This window comes from Bradyrhizobium sp. 149 (genome assembly GCF_023073915.1).
Classification (GTDB): Bacteria; Pseudomonadota; Alphaproteobacteria; order Rhizobiales; family Xanthobacteraceae; genus Bradyrhizobium.
Genome location: NZ_JADPKK010000020.1, coordinates 110553 through 130000, shown reverse-complemented (window position 1 = coordinate 130000; position 19448 = coordinate 110553). Strand labels below are relative to the sequence as shown.

Here is a 19448-nt window from a genome sequence, read left to right as displayed (position 1 = left end):
AATTCCCGGATCGCGGTCAGGATGGCGAAACGGCATTTGCAAAGCAAGCGCGCCGTGGGCGCACTAGCGGCCGCGTTGTTCAATGCTGCGCTGCGATTGCCGCCTCCATGACCTTGCGCGTCTTCACCGTCTCGTTGTTCGGGTCGAATTCGACGTCGCTCCAGCGCACGATCTCGCCATGGGCGACGTCGTGCTTCAGCTTCAGCTGATGCGCCAGGCCGATCGGGAGCGCGCTGGCCTTGAGGCTCGCGGCCGCAGGCACCAGCTTGCCCCATACCGTGTAGCCGCCTTCGCCGTCCAGCATCTCGCCGGCGCGCAGATTGCGTTTTGCCACGGAGGCGACGTCGCCGCGGAAACCATGGGGCTGCCCCGTCGGTTCGCCCCGCAGCGCGGCCGACAGCACCGAGATGTTCAGCTCCAGTCCGATCAGATGATAGGGCTTGTACATCGCAGCGTAGCGGCCGCTGGCATCGGTCTTCAGGCCATATTGCCTGAAGCAGCCGGCGGCGTAGTCGTTCGGCGCCTCCAGCACGACGTAAACGCCCCAGCGCAGATCGCGAAACACCGGCCTTCCGTCGCGCTCGAGCGAGGACACCACCTCCACGACGCCCGACCGCTCCAGCACGCCGCCCTTGCTGCGCGGCCGCATGATGTGCGGCAGGTCGTCGACGCCGCAGGGTGGAAACAGCAGGCCCTCCGCAGGCACGTCCAGTCCGCAGGCATTGGCAATCGCGGCCATCTCGATCGCCGACTTGGTGCCGTCGAGGAAGGAGTTGAACATCTGCGGATTCATCCCGGCCGATTGCGCCTCGCCCGCGGTCAGCCCGTAATGCTGCCAGACGCTGTCAGGCGTAACGTCGTGATAGGCCGGCAGATACTTTGTCCCTTTGCCGGCGGCAATGACGTGAAAACCGGTGGCGCGGGCCCAATCCACCATCTCCGCGGTCAGCGCCGGCTGATCGCCATAGGCGAGCGAATAGACGACGCCGGCCTTGCGTGCTTCCTCGGCGAGCAGGGGACCCGCCAGCACGTCGGCCTCGACATTGACCATCACGATATGCTTGCCGGCCGCGATCGCCGCGCGCGCGTGCTTGATGCCGACGGCCGGATTGCCGGTCGCCTCCACCACCACGTCCATCGCGCCGCCGGCAATGGCGCGTGCGCCGTCATCGGTGAAGACGGTCGCGGCGATGCGCCCCGCGTCCCAGCCGACAGTGCGACAGGCCTCGCGCGCACGATCACAGTCGATGTCGACGATGATGGGGACCTCCAGCCCTGGCGTGTGCGGCACCTGCGCCAGAAACATCGAGCCGAATTTGCCGGCGCCGATCAGCGCCACACGGACGGGTTTGCCGGTGGAAGCGCGGGCCTGGAGGAGACGGAAGAGGTTCATGGGAATGTCCTGGCAATGCGTGTCCCGGACGCGGTGCGGCGCGAAGTGCCGCGCCGCAGAGCCGGGACCCAGAAAAAAATATCCGTGCAGCATGGGCCCCGGCTCAGCAGCGCATCACTGACGTGCTGCGCTGCGTCCGGGGCACGAGACCTGTTTACTCCGCCGCCTGCCGCGGCGCACGGGCGAGCCGCACCAGCGCGTCGTCGTCCACCTTCTTGATCGGCACGAAGTCGCGATGCGCAATGTACTCCGGCCGCGTCGGGCTTCGGATGTAGTTCGAAACCGCATTCAGCGTCAGGTACACGATCTTGCGCGGGTAGGGCGTGATGTTGCCGGCCGAGCCGTGCACGAGATTGCCGTGGAACATCAGCATGCCGCCCGGCTTGCCCGTCGGCGCAACGATGCCGCCCTGCTTCACCAGCCGCGTCACCGTGTCCTCGTCGAGCGTCCACAGCGGGTAGGACGTGGTGGCGAGGTCATGGGATGCCTGGAGATCGCCGGCGTCCTGGCTGCGCGGCACCAGCATCAGCGGACCGTTGATCGGCATCACCTCGTCCAGGAAGATCGCAATGTTCATCGCGCGGGGCTCGGGCATGCCGTCGTCGCGCTTCCAGGTGCCGTAATCCTGGTGCCATTGCCAGACGTCGCCGGTGAAGGCGGATTTCGCGTTGATCTTGAACTGGTGCATGTAGACCGGCTCACCGAACAATTGCTCGACGGGGTCGATCATGCGCGGATGCGCACCCAGAATGCCGAACGCCTCGTTGTAGAGATGCGCGGCAAAGGCCGTGCGCGGCGCGCCGCTCTTCTCGCGCCAGACTTCCGGCCGGTTCGCGTCATAGATGGCCACCGCCTCGCGCGCGAGGAGATCGACCTCCTCCGGGCTGAACAATTCGGGCAGGAACAGCCAGCCTTCGCGGTGGAAGAACTCCAATTGCTCCTGGGACAGTTTCATGGGTCGTCCTCCTTGTTTTGCTTTTTCATTGTCGTTCCGGCGTGAATGCCTACGCCGCCGCCTCGTCCGTCGCCCTCAATCTCTCCTCGGTCATCCGTCCCGCTGTCTGCGCGTGCGCTAGCGCCGCACGTTCGGCCGCCTTCGCATCGCCCGCGAGGATATGTCCGGCAATGTCGGCATGCTCGGCCCAGGCACTGCCGCGATAATCGAGCTCGGACAGCACCGTTGCCATCGAGCGGCGCATATGCGGCCATTGCGGTGTAATCGTCTCTTCGATGACCCGATTGCCGGCGAGCCGATAGATCGCGCGATGAAACTCGACGTCGAGTGCGATCAGTTCGGCGAGCGTGGTCTTGCCATCGATCCCGCGCCCGGCGGCGAGCGCCGCCTCCAGCCGCGCACGTCCGGCCGCATCGGCGCCTGCGCGCTCCGCCGCAAGCCGCGCCGCCAGCGCATCGATCGCGCCGCGCACTTCGTAGAGCTGGCGGATGCGTGCGGGATCGAGCTGGGTGACTTCAAAGCCGCGCCGGCCGCTCTCGGCGACGAGTCCCTGCCGGTGCAACAGGTGCAGCGCATGCGACACCGGCTGGCGCGACACGCCGAGCCTGTCGGCGAGCTCGTTCTGGCGGATGCGCTGGCCGGGCTGCAGCGTGCGGTCGGAGATTGCCTCCAGGATCCGCGCATAGACCTGGTCGATCAGGTTCGGAAGCGGGTCGAGAGGGATCACGCCGGCAGCTCCGCGAGGTATGAAAAAGAATACGGAATTCCGTATTCGAAAAATACAGGGCGGCAGTAAGGGCGTCAAGCGCGCCTGCGCCGCCTCACCTCGTTTTTTGCGCCCGACTAAGCCATTGATATTGCTTGTATCGGCTACAGTGCATGGGGTTGTTTTCGAGCAAAAAAGGCCTGAGACCGCTTACTCCGCCAAAAACGCGTCCACCACCTCGCCGAACTCCAGCGGCGCCTGCTCGAACATCCAGTGCCCGGCATTGGGAATCACCGCCGTCTTCGCCCCGGTGATGTGCTCGGCCAGCACGCGCCACATCACCGACAGGCTCCCCGTCGTCGCACCGCCGCCGATCAGGAGCGTCGGCGTCCTGATCGCCTGCGCGTCCGCGAGCGTGTAGGGCCTGCGCTGCTCGTTGATCTGGCCGAGGAAGGTGATCGCGTTGTCGCGCAATTGCTGTTTTGCCGCCGCCGGTACGCGCCGCCAGGAGCCGTCGCCTTCGATCCCTTCGTAGAAGTTTTGCAGCGCGCCCTCGATGTCGCCGGCCCGGATCATCTCGACCGAGCGCGCCGTGCGCGCGGCCAGCGGCGGATGCGCGGGCATACCCGCAGGCAATGGCAGGCTGGCATCGAGATCGCCGCCGGGCTCGGCCAGCACCAGCCTTCGCAACAGATCCGGCCGCGCCTGCGCCACGCGAAACGCGATGTGGCCGCCGCGCGAATGGCCCATCAGATCGACCGGCGCGGGTTCGACCTGCTCGATGAAAGCAATCACGTCAGCGACGTGCTGCGCCATCTTGTAATCGCCGCCGATGGCATCCCAATGCTCAGGAAAGAAATGCCGCAGGCTGACCGAGATCACGTGATGCGATTTCGACAGCGGGCCGAGCACCGAATACCAGGTGCGGAAATCGCCGAGCGTGCCGTGCACGCAGACCAGCGGCGGGCCTTGTCCCACTTCGAGATAGGCCATGTCGTAACCGTTGACGCGAAATGTCTGCATGATCAGCCCGCCAGAAAATCCAGCACCACTTCGGAGTATTTCTGCGGTGCCTGCTCGAACATCGGGTGCGTTGCGTTCGGGATGACCGCCGTCCTGGAATACGGTACATGCGCGGCGAGCGCATGCAGCACTTTCGGCAGCAGGCCCTTGGTCCGCGCGCCCAGGATGAATAGCGTCGGCATCAGAATCGATTCCGCATCCGCCTTCGAGAACGGTGGGCGGTTGTCGCGGACCTGGCCGATCAGGGTGAAGGCGTTGTCGCGCAGATTCTGCTTCACCAGCGCCGGCAGCCGCGGCCAGGTGCCGGGTCCCTCCAGCGTGTCAACGAAGACGGCGAGGCCACCGTCGACATCGCCGGCCGCGATCTTCTCGGCCGAGGCCGTGAAGCGCGCCAGCAGCGGCGAGGGACCGCCGGCGTAGTCGGGATCGAGGCTGGCATCGAGCTCGCCGCCGGGCTCGGCCAAGACCAGCCGCCGCAGCAACTCCGGCCGCCGCTGCGCCACGCGGAAGCAGATGTGGCCGCCGCGGGAATGGCCCATCAGATCGACCGGGCCGAGGTCGAGCTTCTCGATGAAGGCAATGACGTCGTCGACATGCTGGGCGATTGAATAGGTGTCGCCGACGCCGTCCCATTGCGCCGGGAAGAAGTGCCGCAGGCTGACAGGAATCACCCGGTGCCGCTGCGTCAGCGGCCCGAGCACGCTCCCCCAGACGCGGAAGTCGTTGAGCGAACCGTGCACGCAAACCAGCGGCGGCCCCGCCCGGGCCTCGCCCACGTCGAGATAGGGCATGTCGTATCCGTTGACGTGGAGGCTTTGCATTCTGGGCTCGCGAGAAGGGGGCGGAACTCCTGTGCAAGATTCCCGGAAACCGGGTGGATCGCAACTATTTCCAAGCCTAGATTTGGCCTGAGATCACAATGGGGGCATGCGAGGGAACGCAAGCCAGGAACCAAGCCATGACCGACCAGCACTTTGCCCTGTTCGATAGCAAGATCGGCCTATGCGCCATCGCCTGGGGTCCGCGCGGCATCAACGGCACGCAACTGCCGATGGGCGGTGAGGCGAAGATCCGCGCCCGCATCAGCCAGCGCCATGCCAACGCCAGCGAAGCCGAGCCGACCGCCGAGGTGCAGGGGGCGATCGACCGCATCACAAAGCTGCTCGCAGGCGAGCCGGATGACCTCACCGACATTCCGCTCGATCTCGACGGCGTGCCCGACTTCAACCGCGGCGTCTACGCGATCGCCCGCGCCATTCCGCCGGGCAAGACTGTCACCTATGGCGACATCGCCAAGCAACTCGGCGGTGTCGAGCTGTCGCGCGACGTCGGCCAGGCGCTCGGCCGCAATCCGTGCCCGATCGTCGTGCCCTGCCACCGCGTGCTCGCGGCCGGCAACAAGCCCGGGGGCTTCTCCGCGAATGGCGGCGTGGTGACGAAGCTGAAGATGCTGGAGATCGAAGGCGCACTGGTGAACCACACGCCGAGCTTGTTTGATTGAAGCGATGAGGCGGCTCGCTAGATATTCGCTGCCGCTTTCGGCCAATATTTGTCGCGCAAATGCCTCTTCACCAGCTTGCCGGTCGGCGTGCGCGGCAGCTCGGCCTCGAAATCGATCGAGCGCGGGCATTTGATCGTCGAGAGGCGGCTCTTGCAGTAGGCGATCAGGTCGGCCTCGAGCTCCTTGCCGGCGCGCTTCGGATCGTGCGGCTGCACCACCGCCTTCACCTCCTCGCCCATCTCCTCGTTTGGCACACCGAACACCGCGACGTCGGCGACCTCGGGGTGGGTGATGAGCACGTCCTCGGTCTCCTGCGGGTAGATGTTCACGCCGCCCGAGATGATCATGTAGGACTTGCGGTCGGTGAGATAGAGAAAGCCGTCTCTGTCGACATAGCCGACGTCGCCGAGCGTCGACCAGCCTTTTGCGTTGTAGGCCTTCTTCGTCTTCTCGGGATCGTTGTGATAGGTGAAAACCGGCGCGTCGGCGAAATAGACCGTGCCGATCTCGCCTGTCGGCTGCTCCTCGTCATTCTCGTCCAGAATCTTGATCTTGCCGACCACGGCGCGGCCGACGCTGCCGCGGTGCTCCAGCCATTCCTTCGAGTTGCAGACGGTGACGCCGTTGCCTTCGGAGCCGGCGTAATACTCGATCAGGATCGGCCCCCACCATTCGATCATTCTTGCTTTGACGTCGACCGGACACGGGGCTGCGGCGTGGATCGCGCCCTTCAGCGTCGAGACGTCGTACTGGCTGCGGATTTCGTCCGGCAGCTTCAGCATGCGCACGAACATGGTCGGCACGAGCTGGGATTGCGTGACCTTGTATTTCTCGACCAGCTTCAAAAATTCTTCGGCGTCGAAGCGTTCCATGATGATGGAAGTGCCGCCGAGCACGATCGCCATCATGTTGAAGCGCAAGGGAGCGGCGTGATAGAGCGGTGCCGGTGAAAGATAAGTGCTCTCGGCGTTCATGCCGCACATGCCGGCGCAGAGCACGCGCAGAAACGCGTTCGGCTCGTCGATCGGCTTGCCCTCGAACGCTTTCTTGATGCCCTTGGGCCGGCCGGTGGTGCCCGACGAATACAGCATGTCGTAGCCGGCGACCTCGTCGGCGATCGGCGTTGTCGGCTGCGCGGCCGCTTCCTTGTCGTAGGATCGGAAGCCGGCTTGCGGCTCGTCCACCATGTAGAAGACCGGCTCGCCCGCAGTGCCCTTGATCAGGCCCTTGATCTGATCGGCGCATTTAGGCGTGGTGATCACGACCTTGGCGCCGCAATCGGCGATGATGTAGTCGATCTCGTCCTGCTTCAAATAGCGACTGATCGCGGTGTAATACAGCCCGCAGCGTTGCGCGGCCCAGCAGATCTCCATGAAGGCGAGGCGGTTCTCCATCAGCAGCGCGATGTGGTCGCCGGCTTTCAGCCCGAGCGAGCGGAACAGGTTCGCGCCCTGGTTCGAGAGTTCGTCGAGCTCACGATAGGTGATCGCCTTGCCGGTCCCGGCCATTTGGTAGGCGATCTTGTCGGGTGAGGTCTTGGCGTAGACGGACGGATGGCTCATGGCGTTCCCTCAAGGAAGTGGCGAGCGGTGAATGGCGACAGGCGGAAGCCGCTCCCTCTCACCCACTCACCACTCGCCATTTGTTCTTCGCTTTTCTTTTTACAGCCGCTCGACGACCGTCACGTTGGCCATGCCGCCGCCTTCGCACATGGTCTGCAGGCCATAGCGTTTGCCGCGCTGATGCAAGGCATGCACCAGCGTCGTCATCAGCTTGGTTCCGGAGCCGCCGAGCGGATGGCCGAGTGCGATCGCGCCGCCATTGACGTTGAGACGCTCCGGATCGGCGCCGGTGCTCTTCAGCCACGCGGTCGGCACCGAGGCGAAAGCCTCGTTGACCTCGAACAGGTCGATGTCGCCGATCGTCATGCCCGCCTTCTCCAGCGCGCGCTTGGTGGCGTGCAGGGGAGCGTCCAGCATGATCACGGGATCGCCGCCCGTCATTGTCATGTGATGGACGCGCGCGAGCGGCTTCACGCCGAGCTGCTTGAGGCCGCGCTCGTTCACCACAATCACGCCGGAGGCGCCGTCGCAGATCTGGCTGGCGCTGGCCGCGGAGAGCTTGCCGTTCTCGGCAATCAGCTTGACGCCCTTGATGCCGTCGAGCGTGGCGTCGAAGCGGATGCCTTCGTCGATGTGGTGGGTGTCCTTGGAGCCGTCGGCGCGGGTGATCTCGAGCGGCACGATCTCCGTCTTGAAGCGACCGGCCTGCGTTGCCGCAATCGCGCGCTGATGGCTGTTGTAGGAGTACTGGTCGAGCTCATCCTTGGAGAGGCCGTACTTCTCGGCCATCATCTCGGCGCCGGTGAACTGGCTGAACACGATGTTCGGATAGCGCTGCTCGATGCCCGGGCTCTTGTAATTGCCAAAGCCGTTCTTGGCGGGAAGCTGCGACGACAGGCCCATCGGCACGCGCGTCATTGATTCCACGCCGGCAGCGATCACCACGTCCATCGCGCCGGACATCACGGCCTGGGCGGCGAAGTGCAGCGCCTGCTGCGAGGAGCCGCACTGGCGGTCGATCGAGGTGCCCGGCACGCTCTCCGGCAGCTTCGAGGCCATGATCGCGTTGCGCGCGACGTTGTTGGACTGCTCGCCGACCTGCATGACGCAGCCCATGATCACGTCCTCGACCAAAGCAGGATCGACTTTGGTGCGGTCGACCAGTTCGTCCAGCACCTTTGCGGCCAGATCGGCCGGATGCCAGCCGGCGAGGCGGCCCCCCTTGCGCCCGCCGGCTGTACGCGCAGCGGCGACGATGTAAGCCTCGGCCATGTCGGTTTCTCCCTGGATTGTTCTGTATCGAGCTGAGTGTCGGCGCGGATTTAAATGGTGACTGGTTGTTTAGTCAATCGATCAATTAACTCTTGTGGGGAGCCGCTGCTTGGGCTTATCTGCGGCCGCTCACGCGGCAAAATCAAGGATCTCCGTGACTACCAGCGTACCGAACAGGCTCCCCAGCGGAAAGAATTCCACGGCAGAGAAATTGCTCGTGGCCGCGAGCGAGTTGATGATCGAGCGCTCGTCGATCGAGATTTCGCTCAGCGACATCGCGCAGAAGTCGGGCGCCAACGCCGCACTGGTCAAATACCACTTCGGCAACAAGGACGGCTTGCTGTTGGCGCTGCTCGAGCGCGACGCGGGAACCGAACTGTCCAATCTCGAATATCTTTTGGCCCAGCCGATCACGCCGACCGCGAAGCTGAAGCTGCATATCGGCGGCATCATCCGCGCCTATCACCGGTTTCCCTACATGAACCGGCTGATCCATTATCTGCTGCACGAGAGCGCCGCGGGCTCCGCGGACGAAGTCTCGAAATTCTTCGTCGCGCCGCTGCTGGATTTTCATCGCCGCCTGCTGGCCGAAGGCGTCAGCCGTGGCGAGTTTCGCGCCACCGATCCGGTGCTGTTCTACACCAGCCTGATCGGCGCCTGCGATCATCTGTTCTTCGGCCGGCACGCGATGTCGCGCGCGACCGGCGTCGGCCCGGTCACCGACGACGTCTGCCGGCAATATATCAAGCACATGGAAACGCTGATCTGCGGCGGCATTCTCACGAACATCGAGGAAGCTGCCGCCGCCGGATGACCCGGCCAGAACTCTTCAAGTCTAGAGAAGAAACGCCCAGGGAAAAGGTAGAGGAAAGGTAGCTTACGATGCAGTTGAAAGACGTTGCTGTTCTCATCACCGGCGGTGGTTCGGGCCTCGGTGCCGCGACCGCACGCGCCATGGCCGCCAAGGGCGCCAAGATCGGCGTGATCGACCAGAGCAAGGAAAACGCCGAGAAGGTCGCCGCCGAAGTGAAGGGCGTCGCACTGCATGCCGACGTCACCAGCGAGGAGCAGATCAAGGCTGCGATCACCAAGGCCGAAGCCGCGCATGGCGTCGCGCGCGTGCTGATGAACTGCGCGGGCATCGGCGGCTCGCAGCGCATCGTCGGCCGTGACGGCGTCTACCCGCTGGAAAAATTCGCGCGCATCATCAACGTCAATTTGATCGGCACCTTCAATTGCCTGCGTCTGTTCGCCGAGCGCCTCGTCACGATCGAACCGGTCGGTGAAGAGCGCGGCGTCATCGTCAACACGGCGTCGGTTGCCGCTTACGAAGGCCAGATCGGCCAGATCGCTTATGCGGCGTCGAAGGGCGGCGTCGTCGGCCTGACGCTGCCGGCCGCGCGTGACCTCGCCAGCCAGAAGATCCGCGTCAACACCATCGCGCCCGGCCTGTTTCTGACGCCGCTGCTGATGGGCTTGAACGAAGAGGCCCGCAAAAGCCTCGGTGCCCAGGTGCCGCATCCGGCGCGTCTTGGCGACGCCAATGAATACGGCTCGCTCGCCGTGCACATCGTCGAGAATCCGATGCTCAACGGCGAAACTATCCGCCTCGACGGCGCGATCCGCATGGCGCCGCGGTAGGACCGTTCTTCTCTTCTCCCCTTGTGGGAGAAGGTGGCGCGAAGCGCCGGATGAGGGGTTTGCGTCCGCGGAGACAGACCCCTCACCCAAGCCAGTATGCTGCAGCGACGTACATGCCCTCTCCCACAAGGGGCGAGGGCGCAATGACCGCCACCTCAACCGCGGATGCAGGAGCGCTCCATGTCCCAACCGCTGCTGATCGAGCATCACGACGGCGTCGACACGGTAACGCTCAATCGTCCTGAAAGCCTCAACGCACTCGATCCCGCGCTGATCGACGCGCTCAACGTCTACTTCCAGGGTCTCCAGCGCAACCGCGATACGCGCGTGGTGGTGTTGAAGGGCGCCGGCAGAAATTTCTGCGCGGGGCTCGACCTTAAGGCCGCGATGCAGCGTCGTGCCGGGCAGAAGGAGCCGCCTGATGTCACCGAGTCGCTCGACTCGCAGCGGCGTATCGCGGACATCGTGATGCTGATGCGGCGCTGTCCGCAGCCGATCATCTCTCTGGTGCAGGGCGCGGCCGCCGGCGGCGGCTTTGCGCTGGCGCTCGCCTCCGACGTCCGCATCGCGACGAGATCGGCGCGCATGAACTGCGCCTTCATCAAGCTCGGCCTTGGCGGCTGCGACATCGGCACCAGCTATTTCCTGCCGCGCCTCGTCGGTGTCTCCGTGGCCTCGGAGCTGATCCTCACAGGACGCTTCATCGGCGCCGAACGCGCATTCGCGGTCGGGCTGGTCTCCGAGGTCGTCGACGAGGACAAGCTCGATGACGCCGCCGAATCTTATGTCGACGCGATGATCACGGCCTCGCCCGTGGGCCTGCGCCTGTCCAAGGAATGTCTCAACATGAGCGTCGATGCCGGATCGCTGGAAGCCGTGATCGCGATGGAGGATCGCAACCAGGTCCTGTGCAGTCGCTCCGAGGAATTTTCGGAAGGCATCAGGGCCTTCCTTGAGAAGCGAAAGCCTGTCTATATCAAGCGCTGAACGAGAACGATCCGCAAAGGGCGATAATTCCGGGAGACGCAAAATGAGTGGAAGCGCGGCGGCGGTGATGGCGAAGCCCGCCTTTCGCAAGGTCGAGTGGCTCGCGCGCGACATCGAGGTCGAGCGCCGCGAGGACGGCACTGTGGTGCTGAAGTCGCGCATTCCCTTGCAAACTTACGAGACTCACATTCCGGCTTCGCTCGCGAAATGGGCCAAGCAAGCGCCGGAGCGCATCTGGCTGGCACAACGCGGCGGCCCCAACCGCGAATGGCGAAAAGTCTCCTATGGGGAAGCCAAGCGCACCGTGGATGCGCTGACGCAAGCTCTGCTCAATCTCGGGCTCGGCGGCCGCCCGGTCGCAATCCTCTCCGGCAATTCGATCGAGCACGCGCTGATGACGCAGGCCGCGATGCAGGCGCGCGTTCCGGCCGGGCCGGTGTCGCCTGCCTACTCCTTGATGAGCCACGATCACGTCAAGCTGAAATATCTGTTCGATCTGATCAAACCCGGCGTGGTCATGGTACAGGACGGGCCGACCTTCGAGAAGGCGCTGAAAGCGCTCGATCTCACCGGCGTCACCGTCGTGCACGTCTCACGGCCTTGCGATGGCATCGAGAGCCTCGCCTTTGCCGAGCTCGCGGCGACGACCGCGACCGCTGATGTCGAAGCGTCGATCGCAAAGATCACGCCTGAGACCGTCGGCAAACTGCTGTTCACGTCAGGCTCGACCGGCATGCCCAAGGCCGTCATCAACACGCAAGCGATGATGTGTGCCAATGCGGCGATGATGATGCAGGTGCGGCCGCGCGATCCCGGCGGTCCGATCTCGACCATGCTGGACTGGATGCCCTGGAACCACACCATGGGCGGCAATGCGGCGTTCCACCCGATCCTGGTCGACGGTGGCACGCTCTATATCGACGACGGCCGGCCGATGCCGGGCCAGTGCGAGGAGACGCTGCGCAATCTGCGCGAGATCTCCCCGACCTATTACGCCAACGTGCCCGCCGGCTATGCCGCGCTCGCGGCCGCGATGGAGAAGGACGATGCGCTGTGCCGCTCCTTCTTCAAGAATCTCTCGATCATGGCCTATGGCGGCGCGCGGCTGCCTGATGATCTCTACGACCGCATGCAGGCCCTCGCCGTGAAGACCACTGGCGAGCGAATCGTGTTCTACACCGGCTGGGGCTCGACCGAGACCGCGCCGACCTCGACCGGCACCTATTGGGACACCGAACGCGTCGGCCTGATCGGCCTGCCGTTCCCCGGCGTCGAGTTGAAGATGGTGCCGTGCGGTTCGAAATACGAGCTGCGTCTGCGCGGCGTCAACGTCACCCCGGGCTATTTCGGTCAGCCTGATCTGACGAAGAAGATGTTCGACGAAGAGGGTTTCTACTGCATCGGAGACGCCGGCATCTTCGTCGACGAGGCCGATCCGGTGAAGGGCATCATCTTTGCCGGGCGCGTGGTCGAGGATTTCAAGCTCACCACCGGCACCTTCGTCCATGTCGGCTCGCTGCGCACCGATACGATCGCAGCCGCGAGCCCGGTCGTGCACGATGCGCTGATCGCGGGTCAGGATCGTCCGTTCATCGGCCTGCTGGCCTGGCCGAACCTGCATGCCTGCCGCCAGCTCGTCGGCAAGCCCGATCTCAGCTTCGAGGATGCAGTGAAGCATCCCGAGGTGATCGCTTGCTTCAGGCGCGGGCTGGAGGCGCACAACAAAGAGTGCGAAGGCGCCAGCAGCCGCATCATCGCGCGCGCCATGCTGATGGCCGAGCCGCCCTCGATCGATGGCAACGAGCTCACCGACAAGGGCTATATCAACCAGCGCGCGGGCCTCGAGCGCCGCGCGGTGCTGGTGGAGCGGCTTTATGCTGACGCCCCGGATCAAGACGTCATCATCCTCAAGTAATCGACATCATCAACACGGATACGCGCCATGAACTTCGATTTCTCCGACGACCAGAAGCAGCTCCGCGACCAGGCGCGCAAATTCCTCGCTGAGAAATGCTCGCCCAAGGCGGTGCGCATAGTCCTCGACGGCAAGGCGCCGTATGACAAGGAGCTGTGGAAAGGCCTCGCCGAGATGGGTTTTCTCGGTGTCGCAATCCCGGAGGACTTTGGCGGCGCGGGCGCCGGTCATCTCGAACTTTGCGTGATCGCTGAAGAGATGGGCCGGGCGAACGCGCCGGTACCGTTTTCCTCCACTGTCTATCTGGCTGCCGAAGCGCTGCTGATCGCCGGCAGTGACGCGCAGAAGAAGAAATGGTTGCCGGCAATTGCCGCGGGTGAGGCGATCGGCACGCTGGCGCTGTTCGAGGGCAAGGGCAATCCATCGCCAAAGAACGTCAAGCTCACGGCTGCGAATGGCGTGCTCAACGGTGTCAAGAAGCCGGTCGCCGACGGTGCAATCGCCGACTTCGCGGTAGTCGCGGCACGCACGGGATCGAGCGGACGCGACGGCGACATCTCCTTGTTCGTTGTCGATCTCAGGGACGGCGGCGTCGAGGTGAAAAGCCTTGCCAATCTCGATCCAACCCGTGGGCAGGCCGAGATCAATTTCAGAGACTGCAAGGCCGAGCCCTTGGGCGCGGCCGGCGAAGGCTGGAGCATTTTGACTCAAGTGCTGGATCGTGCCGCTGTGCTGTGCGCTTTCGAACAGGTCGGCGGTTCCGACCGCGCGCTGGAGATGGGCCGCGACTACGCGCTCGACCGCATCGCCTTCGGCCGACAGATCGGCTCGTTCCAGGCCGTCAAGCACATGCTGGCGGACATGTACGTGTCGGCGACGCTGGCACGTTCCAACAGCTATTACGGCGCCTGGGCTCTCTCGACCAACGCGGCGGAGCTGCCCGAAGCCGCCGCCGCGGCCCGCATCAGCGCGACGCAGGCGTTCCAGCATTGCGCCAAGAACAATATCCAGGTCCACGGCGGCATGGGTTTCACCTGGGAGTTCGACTGCCACATGTACTATCGCCGTGCCAACGCCATGGCGCTCGGGCTCGGCAGCCTGTCCTATTGGGAAGACCAGTTGATCGACCGCATGCGCAAGAAGAACGCGGCGTAAGCAAAGGCAACGTCATGAACTTCGACGACACCCCGCAAGAGGCCGAATTTCGCGCCACTGCCCGCGCCTGGATCGCAGCGAATGCGCCCAAGCAGTACGAGGAGGAGCTTCGAAAGTCCTCGCTTGGCCGCACGCAATTGAAGAGCGCCAACATTCTGGAAGTGGCAAAGGCCTGGCAAAAGAAAAAGGCAGATGCCGGCTGGGCCTGCCTGCACTGGCCGAAGGACTATGGCGGCCGCGGCTCATCGCCGATCGAGCGCGTTATCTGGCAGCAGGAGGAGGGTCCGTTCGGCAAGTTGTCCGGCATGTTCATCATCGGCCACGGCATGTGCGGGCCGACCATGATGGCATTCGCGCGCGAGGAGCATAAGCGCAGCTATCTGCCGCCGCTCGCCTCCGGCGAAAAGGTCTGGTGCCAGCTGTTCTCCGAGCCGGCCGGCGGCTCGGATGTTGCGGGCCTGCGGACGCGTGCGGAGAAGGACGGCGACGAATGGGTCATCAACGGCCAGAAGATATGGACGTCGGGCGCGCACTACTCGGATTACGGCATCCTCTTGACCCGTACCGATCCGAACGTGGCCAAGCACAAGGGCCTCACCATGTTCTTCCTGGACATGAAGAGCCCGGGCGTCGAGGTGCGGCCGATCAAGCAGGCCAGCGGCGCCTCCGATTTCAACGAGGTCTATTTCACCAATGTGCGCATTCCCGATCACCAGCGCCTCGGCGAGGTCAATGACGGCTGGAACGTCTCGCTGACCACGTTGATGAACGAGCGTATGTCGATCGGCGCCGGCGTCTCGACCGGCTTTCCGGAGCTGCTTGACTATTGCTCCAGCCTGATGCTCGACGATGGCCCCGCGATCGAGGACCGCGCGGTGCGCGCGAGGCTGGCGAACTGGGCGGTGAAGGCGAGCGGGCTGCGCTACACTAGCATGCGCGCGATCTCGGCGCTGTCGAAGGGCGAGCGTCCGGGACCGGAAAATTCCATCGGCAAGCTGGTGGCGGGATCGATGATCCAGGATGTCGCGACCTATGCACTCGATCTTCAGGGCGCCGCCGGCGTGTTCAGCGGTCCCGAAGATGCCGAGGTCGCCGGCCGCTTCCAGGCGATGCTGCTGCGCGCGCCGGGCACGCGTGTCGAAGGCGGCACCGACGAGATCATGCGCAACATCATCGCCGAACGGGTCTTGGGCCTGCCCGGCGACATCCGGGTCGACAAGGACGTGCCGTTCAACAAGACCCCGACGAAGGGAAGAGGTTAGAGGTTCGCCATGAATTTCGACGACACCCCGCAGGAAGCCGCATTCCGCGAGACCGCGCGCAAATGGGTCGAGGCCAATGCGCCGAAGGGGTTTTTGGCCGAGCTGTCAAAGTCTTCGCTCGGCCGGATCCGGCTCGCCAAGCACGACATGGTCGAGGTCGGCAAGGCCTGGCAGAAGAAGAAGGCGGAAGGCGGCTGGGCATGCCTGCACTGGCCGAAGGAATATGGCGGCCGCGGCGCCACGCCGATCGAGCGCGTGATCTGGCAGCAGGAAGAGGGCGTCTACGGCAAGCTGACGCAGCCGTTCCAGATCGGAGAGGGCATGTGCGGTCCGACCGTGATGGCCTGGGGCAGCGAGGACGCCAAGCGGCGTTATTTGCCGAAGCTCGCATCTGGCGAGGAGATCTGGTGCCAGCTCTTTTCCGAGCCATCGGCTGGTTCGGACGTTGCCGGCCTGCGCACACGGGCGGAGAAGAAGGGCGACAATTGGGTCGTCAACGGCCAGAAGATCTGGACCTCTGGTGCGCACTATTCCGACTACGGCCTGTTGATCGCGCGTACCGATCCCAATGTGCCCAAGCACAAGGGCCTCACCATGTTCTTCCTGGACATGAAGAGCCCCGGCGTCGAGGTGCGCCCGATCAAGCAGGCCAACGGCATGCAGGAGTTCAACGAGGTCTATTTCAGCGACGTCGTCATTCCCGACAGCCAGCGCCTGGGCGCCATCGGCGAGGGCTGGAGCGTCTCTCTGACCACGCTGATGAACGAGCGGATGTCGATCGGCTCGCGGCTTGCGACCGGCGTCCCCGAGATGTTCGAGTTCTGCTCCAATCTGATGCTGGAGGATGGCCTCGCCATCGACGATCCCGCCGTGCGCTCAAAACTTGCGAGCTGGGCGGTGAAGTCGAGCGGACTGAAATACACCAGCTACCGCGCGATCTCGGCGCTGTCCAAGGGCGAGCGGCCGGGGCCTGAGAATTCGATCGGCAAGCTCGTATCCGGCATCATGCTCCAGGACATCGCAACCTACGCCATGGACCTCCAGGGCGCGGCCGGCGTTCTCACCGGCGCGGACGAGGAGACCGTGCAGGGCCAGTTCCAGCAGATGCTGCTGTCCTCGCCCTCGATGCGCATCGCCGGCGGCACCGACGAGATTTTGCGCAACATCATCGCCGAGCGCGTGCTGGGATTGCCGGGCGACATCCGCGTCGACAAGGATGTGCCGTATAACAAGATCCCGACCAAGGGTAGATGAGAGGTCGGGTGTCCCGGACGCGATGCAGCGCTTAGCGCTGCTTCGCAGAGCCGGGACCCAGGAGCCACAATGGGCTCCGGCTCAGCGCCGCATCACTTCGTACTGCGTCGCGTCCGGGGCACGAAAGCGAGCTAAGCAATGGATGCTGCAGTCAATCACAATAACCGCATCGGCGTGCTCGAAGAGCTGCTCAACGAGCGCTACTCCGTCCGAGCTTTCCTCCCCCAGGACGTCGATCGCGCCACCATCGAGCATGTGCTGAAAACCGCGCAGCGCACGGCGTCCTGGTGCAACAGCCAGCCCTGGCAGGTGATCATCGCCAGTGGCGAGGCCAAGGAACGTTTCCGCAAGCTGATTTACGCGGAAGCATCGAGCGGGCTCGGCGACGACTATGATTTCACGCCCCCGCGCGAATATGTCGGCGCCTATCTTGAACGCCGCCGCGAGAGCGGCTTCCAGCTTTACAACACGCTCGGCATCGTCAGGGGCGACAAGGCGGCCTACGCGAAGCAGGCGCTGGAGAACTATAATTTCTTCGGCGCGCCGCATGTGGCCATCATCCACACCGACGAGCCGCTCGGCATCTACGGTGCGATCGATTGCGGCGCCTATGTCAGCAATTTCATGCTGGCCGCGCAGGCGCTCGGGCTCGGCACGATTCCGCAGGCAGCGCTCGCGCGCCACTCCGGCCTGATCCGCCGCCATTTCAATCTGCCTGATGACCGCCGCATCGTCTGCGGCATCTCGTTCGGCTATGCCGACAACGCCCACAAGGTCAACGGTTACCGCACTTCGCGTGCGAGCGTGGCGGAGACCGTGACCTTCGTGGACGAGTGATCGAGAGGGCGCAAGCCCGCATCACATCAGACGCGCGAAGACGGCCGCTGAGGCGGCCGCCTTCCTCTCGTCGCAGCCCGATTGACGCCGGCCGTCAGCCGCCGCTGCCGCCGATCACGGCGCGGATGGTCTCGTCGGGCCCGAAATCCTCGGCGCCGTCGACATAGAGCAGCGCCGCGAGCTTGGAGCGCGCCCGGTTGACGCGGCTCTTGATCGTGCCGACGGCGCAGCCGCAGATCGAAGCCGCATCCTCATAGGAGAAGCCGGAGGCGCCGACCAGGATCAGCGCTTCACGCTGGTCCTGCGGAAGCTTGTCGAGCGCCGTGCGGAATTCCTCGAACTCGAGATGGGCGTTCTGCGAGGGCTGCGTCTTCAGCGTCTTGGCATAGTTGCCTTCGGCATCCTCGACTTCCCGCCGCCGCTTGCGATAATCGGAGCGGAACAGGTTGCGCAGGATCGTGAACAGCCACGCCGGCAGGTTGGAGCCGGGTTGGAACGAATCGATGTTGGCGAGCGCGCGCAACAGCGTCTCCTGGACCAGATCGTCGGCGCGGTCCGCATTGCCGCTGAGCGAGATGGCGAACGCGCGCAGGCTGGGCACGGCCGCCAGGATGTCGTTACGCAGGGAGTCCGTGAGAGGCATCAATCCCTCCCATTGTTGTTGTCGTTAGTGCCGCCACCATTTTCCACTTGGGGTGTCGCTCCCGGCGCATCAAGCTTCTTGATCAGTTCCGCGAACCGGTCCGGAACTCCCTGCCGCACCACGTCGTCGTACATGGCGCGCAGCTGGTGCCCGATGCGGGATTGGATCTCCGGAGTGAGCCCTCCCTTGCCGGGGGTCGTGCTTTTGCTGGCTTGAGACTTGAGATCTTTCATGACCTGTTCCACGTTTCCCCGAGTTAAGTGACTGTAAAATCGAGAAGTTCTCTCAACCGGGAGCCGTTCCCTGGATAGGCTCAATGCGAGTTGCGAGAAAAAGTTCCGCCCCCATACGGAACTTTTCTCGGTTTGGGGCGTAATCAGCCCAGCAGGGGAACCCGGGCCCCCCGCGTATGCCTGCACGTCAAGGTTGGCCCGAAGATGATTGGAGTGGGGATGTCCCGTTCACAGCTTGTTGCTGAACACTTGCCGTTGTTGCGCCGGTACGCACGCGCCCTGACGGGCAGCCAGTCCTCCGGTGACGCCTATGTCGCAGCCATGTTGGAAGCCATGCTGGGAGACCCGTCGGTCCTCGACGAGAGCCACGGGCCGCGCGCTGGCCTGTTCCGGCTGTTCACCCAGATCTGGAATTCCGTGTCCGTCAACGACGATTCCGAGGTGACGAACCTGCCGATGCCGCCGGAGCGACGGCTGTCGAACATCACGCCGTTGCCGCGGCAAGCCTTCCTGCTGCTCTCGCTCGAGGGATTTTCGGAAGAGGAGGTCGGCTACATTCTCGGCACCGACGTCGGCGAGACGCGCCGGCTTGCGGATGCCGCAGGGCGTGAGATGGCCGCCGAGATCGCCACCGATGTGCTGATCATCGAGGATGAGACCTTCATCGCCATGGATCTCGAGAGCCTGGTGAAGAATCTCGGCCACAATGTCGTCGGCGTCGCCCGCACCCATGCCGATGCGGTCGCGCTGGCCAAGAACAAGCGGCCGGGCCTGATCCTCGCCGACATCCAGCTTGCCGACGGCTCGTCGGGCCTCGACGCCGTCAACGAGCTGCTCCGCACCTTCGAGGTGCCGGTGGTGTTCATCACGGCCTATCCGGAGCGCTTCCTCACCGGCGAACGTCCCGAACCGGCGTTCCTGATCTCAAAACCGTTCCAGCCGGCGATGGTGTCGGCGGTGGCGAGCCAGGCCCTGTTCTTCCAGCGCAACTCCCGCAACCGCGCGCCGAAGGTACCGGCGGCGTAAGGAAGGCGCCTGCGCCCGGCAATTTGACGAAATCCGATCCGGCGTGCCGCAAGGTGCGCCGGATTTTTGTTGGCCAGGTTGCC

The 19448-nt window shown here is 64.3% G+C and carries 19 protein-coding genes; 10 read left to right on the top strand and 9 right to left on the bottom strand.

Annotation, left to right across the window (positions count from 1 at the left end):
* Nucleotides 1-79: 79 nt before the first annotated feature.
* The 5 genes from IVA88_RS15635 to IVA88_RS15615 form a co-directional block, all read right to left on the bottom strand.
* The gene (locus IVA88_RS15635) at nt 80-1393 is read right to left on the bottom strand and encodes a Gfo/Idh/MocA family oxidoreductase (RefSeq protein WP_247498133.1); all 1314 of its coding nucleotides are present in this window, start codon (nt 1391-1393) and stop codon (nt 80-82) included.
* Between the two features lie 154 nt (nt 1394-1547).
* The gene (locus tag IVA88_RS15630) at nt 1548-2348 is read right to left on the bottom strand and encodes a phytanoyl-CoA dioxygenase family protein (protein ID WP_247498132.1); all 801 of its coding nucleotides are present in this window, start codon (nt 2346-2348) and stop codon (nt 1548-1550) included.
* Nucleotides 2349-2397: 49 nt separating this feature from the next.
* Nucleotides 2398-3075, bottom strand: a complete 678-nt coding sequence (locus tag IVA88_RS15625; RefSeq protein ID WP_247498131.1) for a GntR family transcriptional regulator — start codon at nt 3073-3075, stop codon at nt 2398-2400.
* Nucleotides 3076-3264: 189 nt separating this feature from the next.
* Entirely contained in the window at nt 3265-4077 is an 813-nt protein-coding gene (locus IVA88_RS15620) for an alpha/beta hydrolase (protein ID WP_247498130.1), read from the bottom strand.
* A 2-nt stretch (nt 4078-4079) separates the two neighbouring features.
* Nucleotides 4080-4898, bottom strand: coding sequence for an alpha/beta hydrolase (locus IVA88_RS15615; protein ID WP_247498129.1), 819 nt, complete (start codon nt 4896-4898; stop codon nt 4080-4082).
* Nucleotides 4899-5035: 137 nt separating this feature from the next.
* Here IVA88_RS15615 and IVA88_RS15610 point away from each other — a divergent pair, with 137 nt between their 5' ends.
* Nucleotides 5036-5578, top strand: a complete 543-nt coding sequence (locus tag IVA88_RS15610; RefSeq protein WP_247498128.1) for a methylated-DNA--[protein]-cysteine S-methyltransferase — start codon at nt 5036-5038, stop codon at nt 5576-5578.
* Nucleotides 5579-5595: 17 nt separating this feature from the next.
* On the opposite strand, the gene IVA88_RS15605 is transcribed toward IVA88_RS15610, so the two are convergent.
* Together IVA88_RS15605 and IVA88_RS15600 are read right to left on the bottom strand one after the other, a co-directional pair.
* Nucleotides 5596-7140, bottom strand: a complete 1545-nt coding sequence (locus IVA88_RS15605) for an acyl-CoA synthetase (protein ID WP_247498127.1) — start codon at nt 7138-7140, stop codon at nt 5596-5598.
* A gap of 99 nt (nt 7141-7239) precedes the next feature.
* Nucleotides 7240-8412: an acetyl-CoA C-acetyltransferase gene (locus IVA88_RS15600; protein ID WP_247498126.1), complete on the bottom strand. Its 1173-nt coding sequence runs from the start codon at nt 8410-8412 to the stop codon at nt 7240-7242.
* Between the two features lie 235 nt (nt 8413-8647).
* Between IVA88_RS15600 and IVA88_RS15595 the strand changes: the two genes are divergently transcribed.
* The 8 genes from IVA88_RS15595 to IVA88_RS15560 all read left to right on the top strand — a co-directional run bounded on the left by IVA88_RS15595 (nt 8648) and on the right by IVA88_RS15560 (nt 17463).
* A complete protein-coding gene (locus IVA88_RS15595) occupies nt 8648-9226 on the top strand; it encodes a TetR family transcriptional regulator (protein WP_247498125.1) in 579 nt (192 codons plus the stop codon).
* A 68-nt stretch (nt 9227-9294) separates the two neighbouring features.
* Nucleotides 9295-10053 carry an SDR family NAD(P)-dependent oxidoreductase gene (locus IVA88_RS15590; RefSeq protein ID WP_247498124.1) on the top strand — a complete coding sequence of 253 codons (759 nt, stop codon included), beginning with the start codon at nt 9295-9297 and terminating at the stop codon, nt 10051-10053.
* A gap of 180 nt (nt 10054-10233) precedes the next feature.
* A complete protein-coding gene (locus tag IVA88_RS15585) occupies nt 10234-11040 on the top strand; it encodes an enoyl-CoA hydratase/isomerase family protein (protein ID WP_247498123.1) in 807 nt (268 codons plus the stop codon).
* A gap of 43 nt (nt 11041-11083) precedes the next feature.
* A complete protein-coding gene (locus tag IVA88_RS15580) occupies nt 11084-12955 on the top strand; it encodes an AMP-binding protein (protein ID WP_247498122.1) in 1872 nt (623 codons plus the stop codon).
* 27 nt (nt 12956-12982) lie between these two features.
* Nucleotides 12983-14110, top strand: a complete 1128-nt coding sequence (locus IVA88_RS15575; protein ID WP_247498121.1) for an acyl-CoA dehydrogenase family protein — start codon at nt 12983-12985, stop codon at nt 14108-14110.
* Between the two features lie 14 nt (nt 14111-14124).
* The gene (locus IVA88_RS15570) at nt 14125-15372 is read left to right on the top strand and encodes an acyl-CoA dehydrogenase (protein ID WP_247498120.1); all 1248 of its coding nucleotides are present in this window, start codon (nt 14125-14127) and stop codon (nt 15370-15372) included.
* A gap of 9 nt (nt 15373-15381) precedes the next feature.
* Nucleotides 15382-16626 carry an acyl-CoA dehydrogenase gene (locus tag IVA88_RS15565; RefSeq protein ID WP_247498119.1) on the top strand — a complete coding sequence of 415 codons (1245 nt, stop codon included), beginning with the start codon at nt 15382-15384 and terminating at the stop codon, nt 16624-16626.
* 138 nt (nt 16627-16764) lie between these two features.
* Nucleotides 16765-17463 carry a nitroreductase gene (locus IVA88_RS15560; RefSeq protein ID WP_247498118.1) on the top strand — a complete coding sequence of 233 codons (699 nt, stop codon included), beginning with the start codon at nt 16765-16767 and terminating at the stop codon, nt 17461-17463.
* A 94-nt stretch (nt 17464-17557) separates the two neighbouring features.
* Here IVA88_RS15560 and IVA88_RS15555 read toward each other — a convergent pair whose 3' ends face one another.
* On the bottom strand, nt 17558-18106 hold the full coding sequence (locus tag IVA88_RS15555; RefSeq protein ID WP_007597240.1) for a sigma-70 family RNA polymerase sigma factor: 549 nt from the start codon (nt 18104-18106) through the stop codon (nt 17558-17560).
* Nucleotides 18106-18339 (bottom strand): NepR family anti-sigma factor, encoded by a 234-nt coding sequence (locus tag IVA88_RS15550; protein WP_247498117.1) that lies wholly within the window; start codon nt 18337-18339, stop codon nt 18106-18108. The genes IVA88_RS15555 and IVA88_RS15550 overlap by 1 nt, the downstream gene beginning before the upstream one ends.
* A 219-nt stretch (nt 18340-18558) precedes the next feature.
* On the opposite strand from IVA88_RS15550, the gene IVA88_RS15545 reads away from it, so the two are divergent.
* Nucleotides 18559-19365: a response regulator gene (locus tag IVA88_RS15545; RefSeq protein WP_007597237.1), complete on the top strand. Its 807-nt coding sequence runs from the start codon at nt 18559-18561 to the stop codon at nt 19363-19365.
* Nucleotides 19366-19448 lie beyond the last annotated feature (83 nt).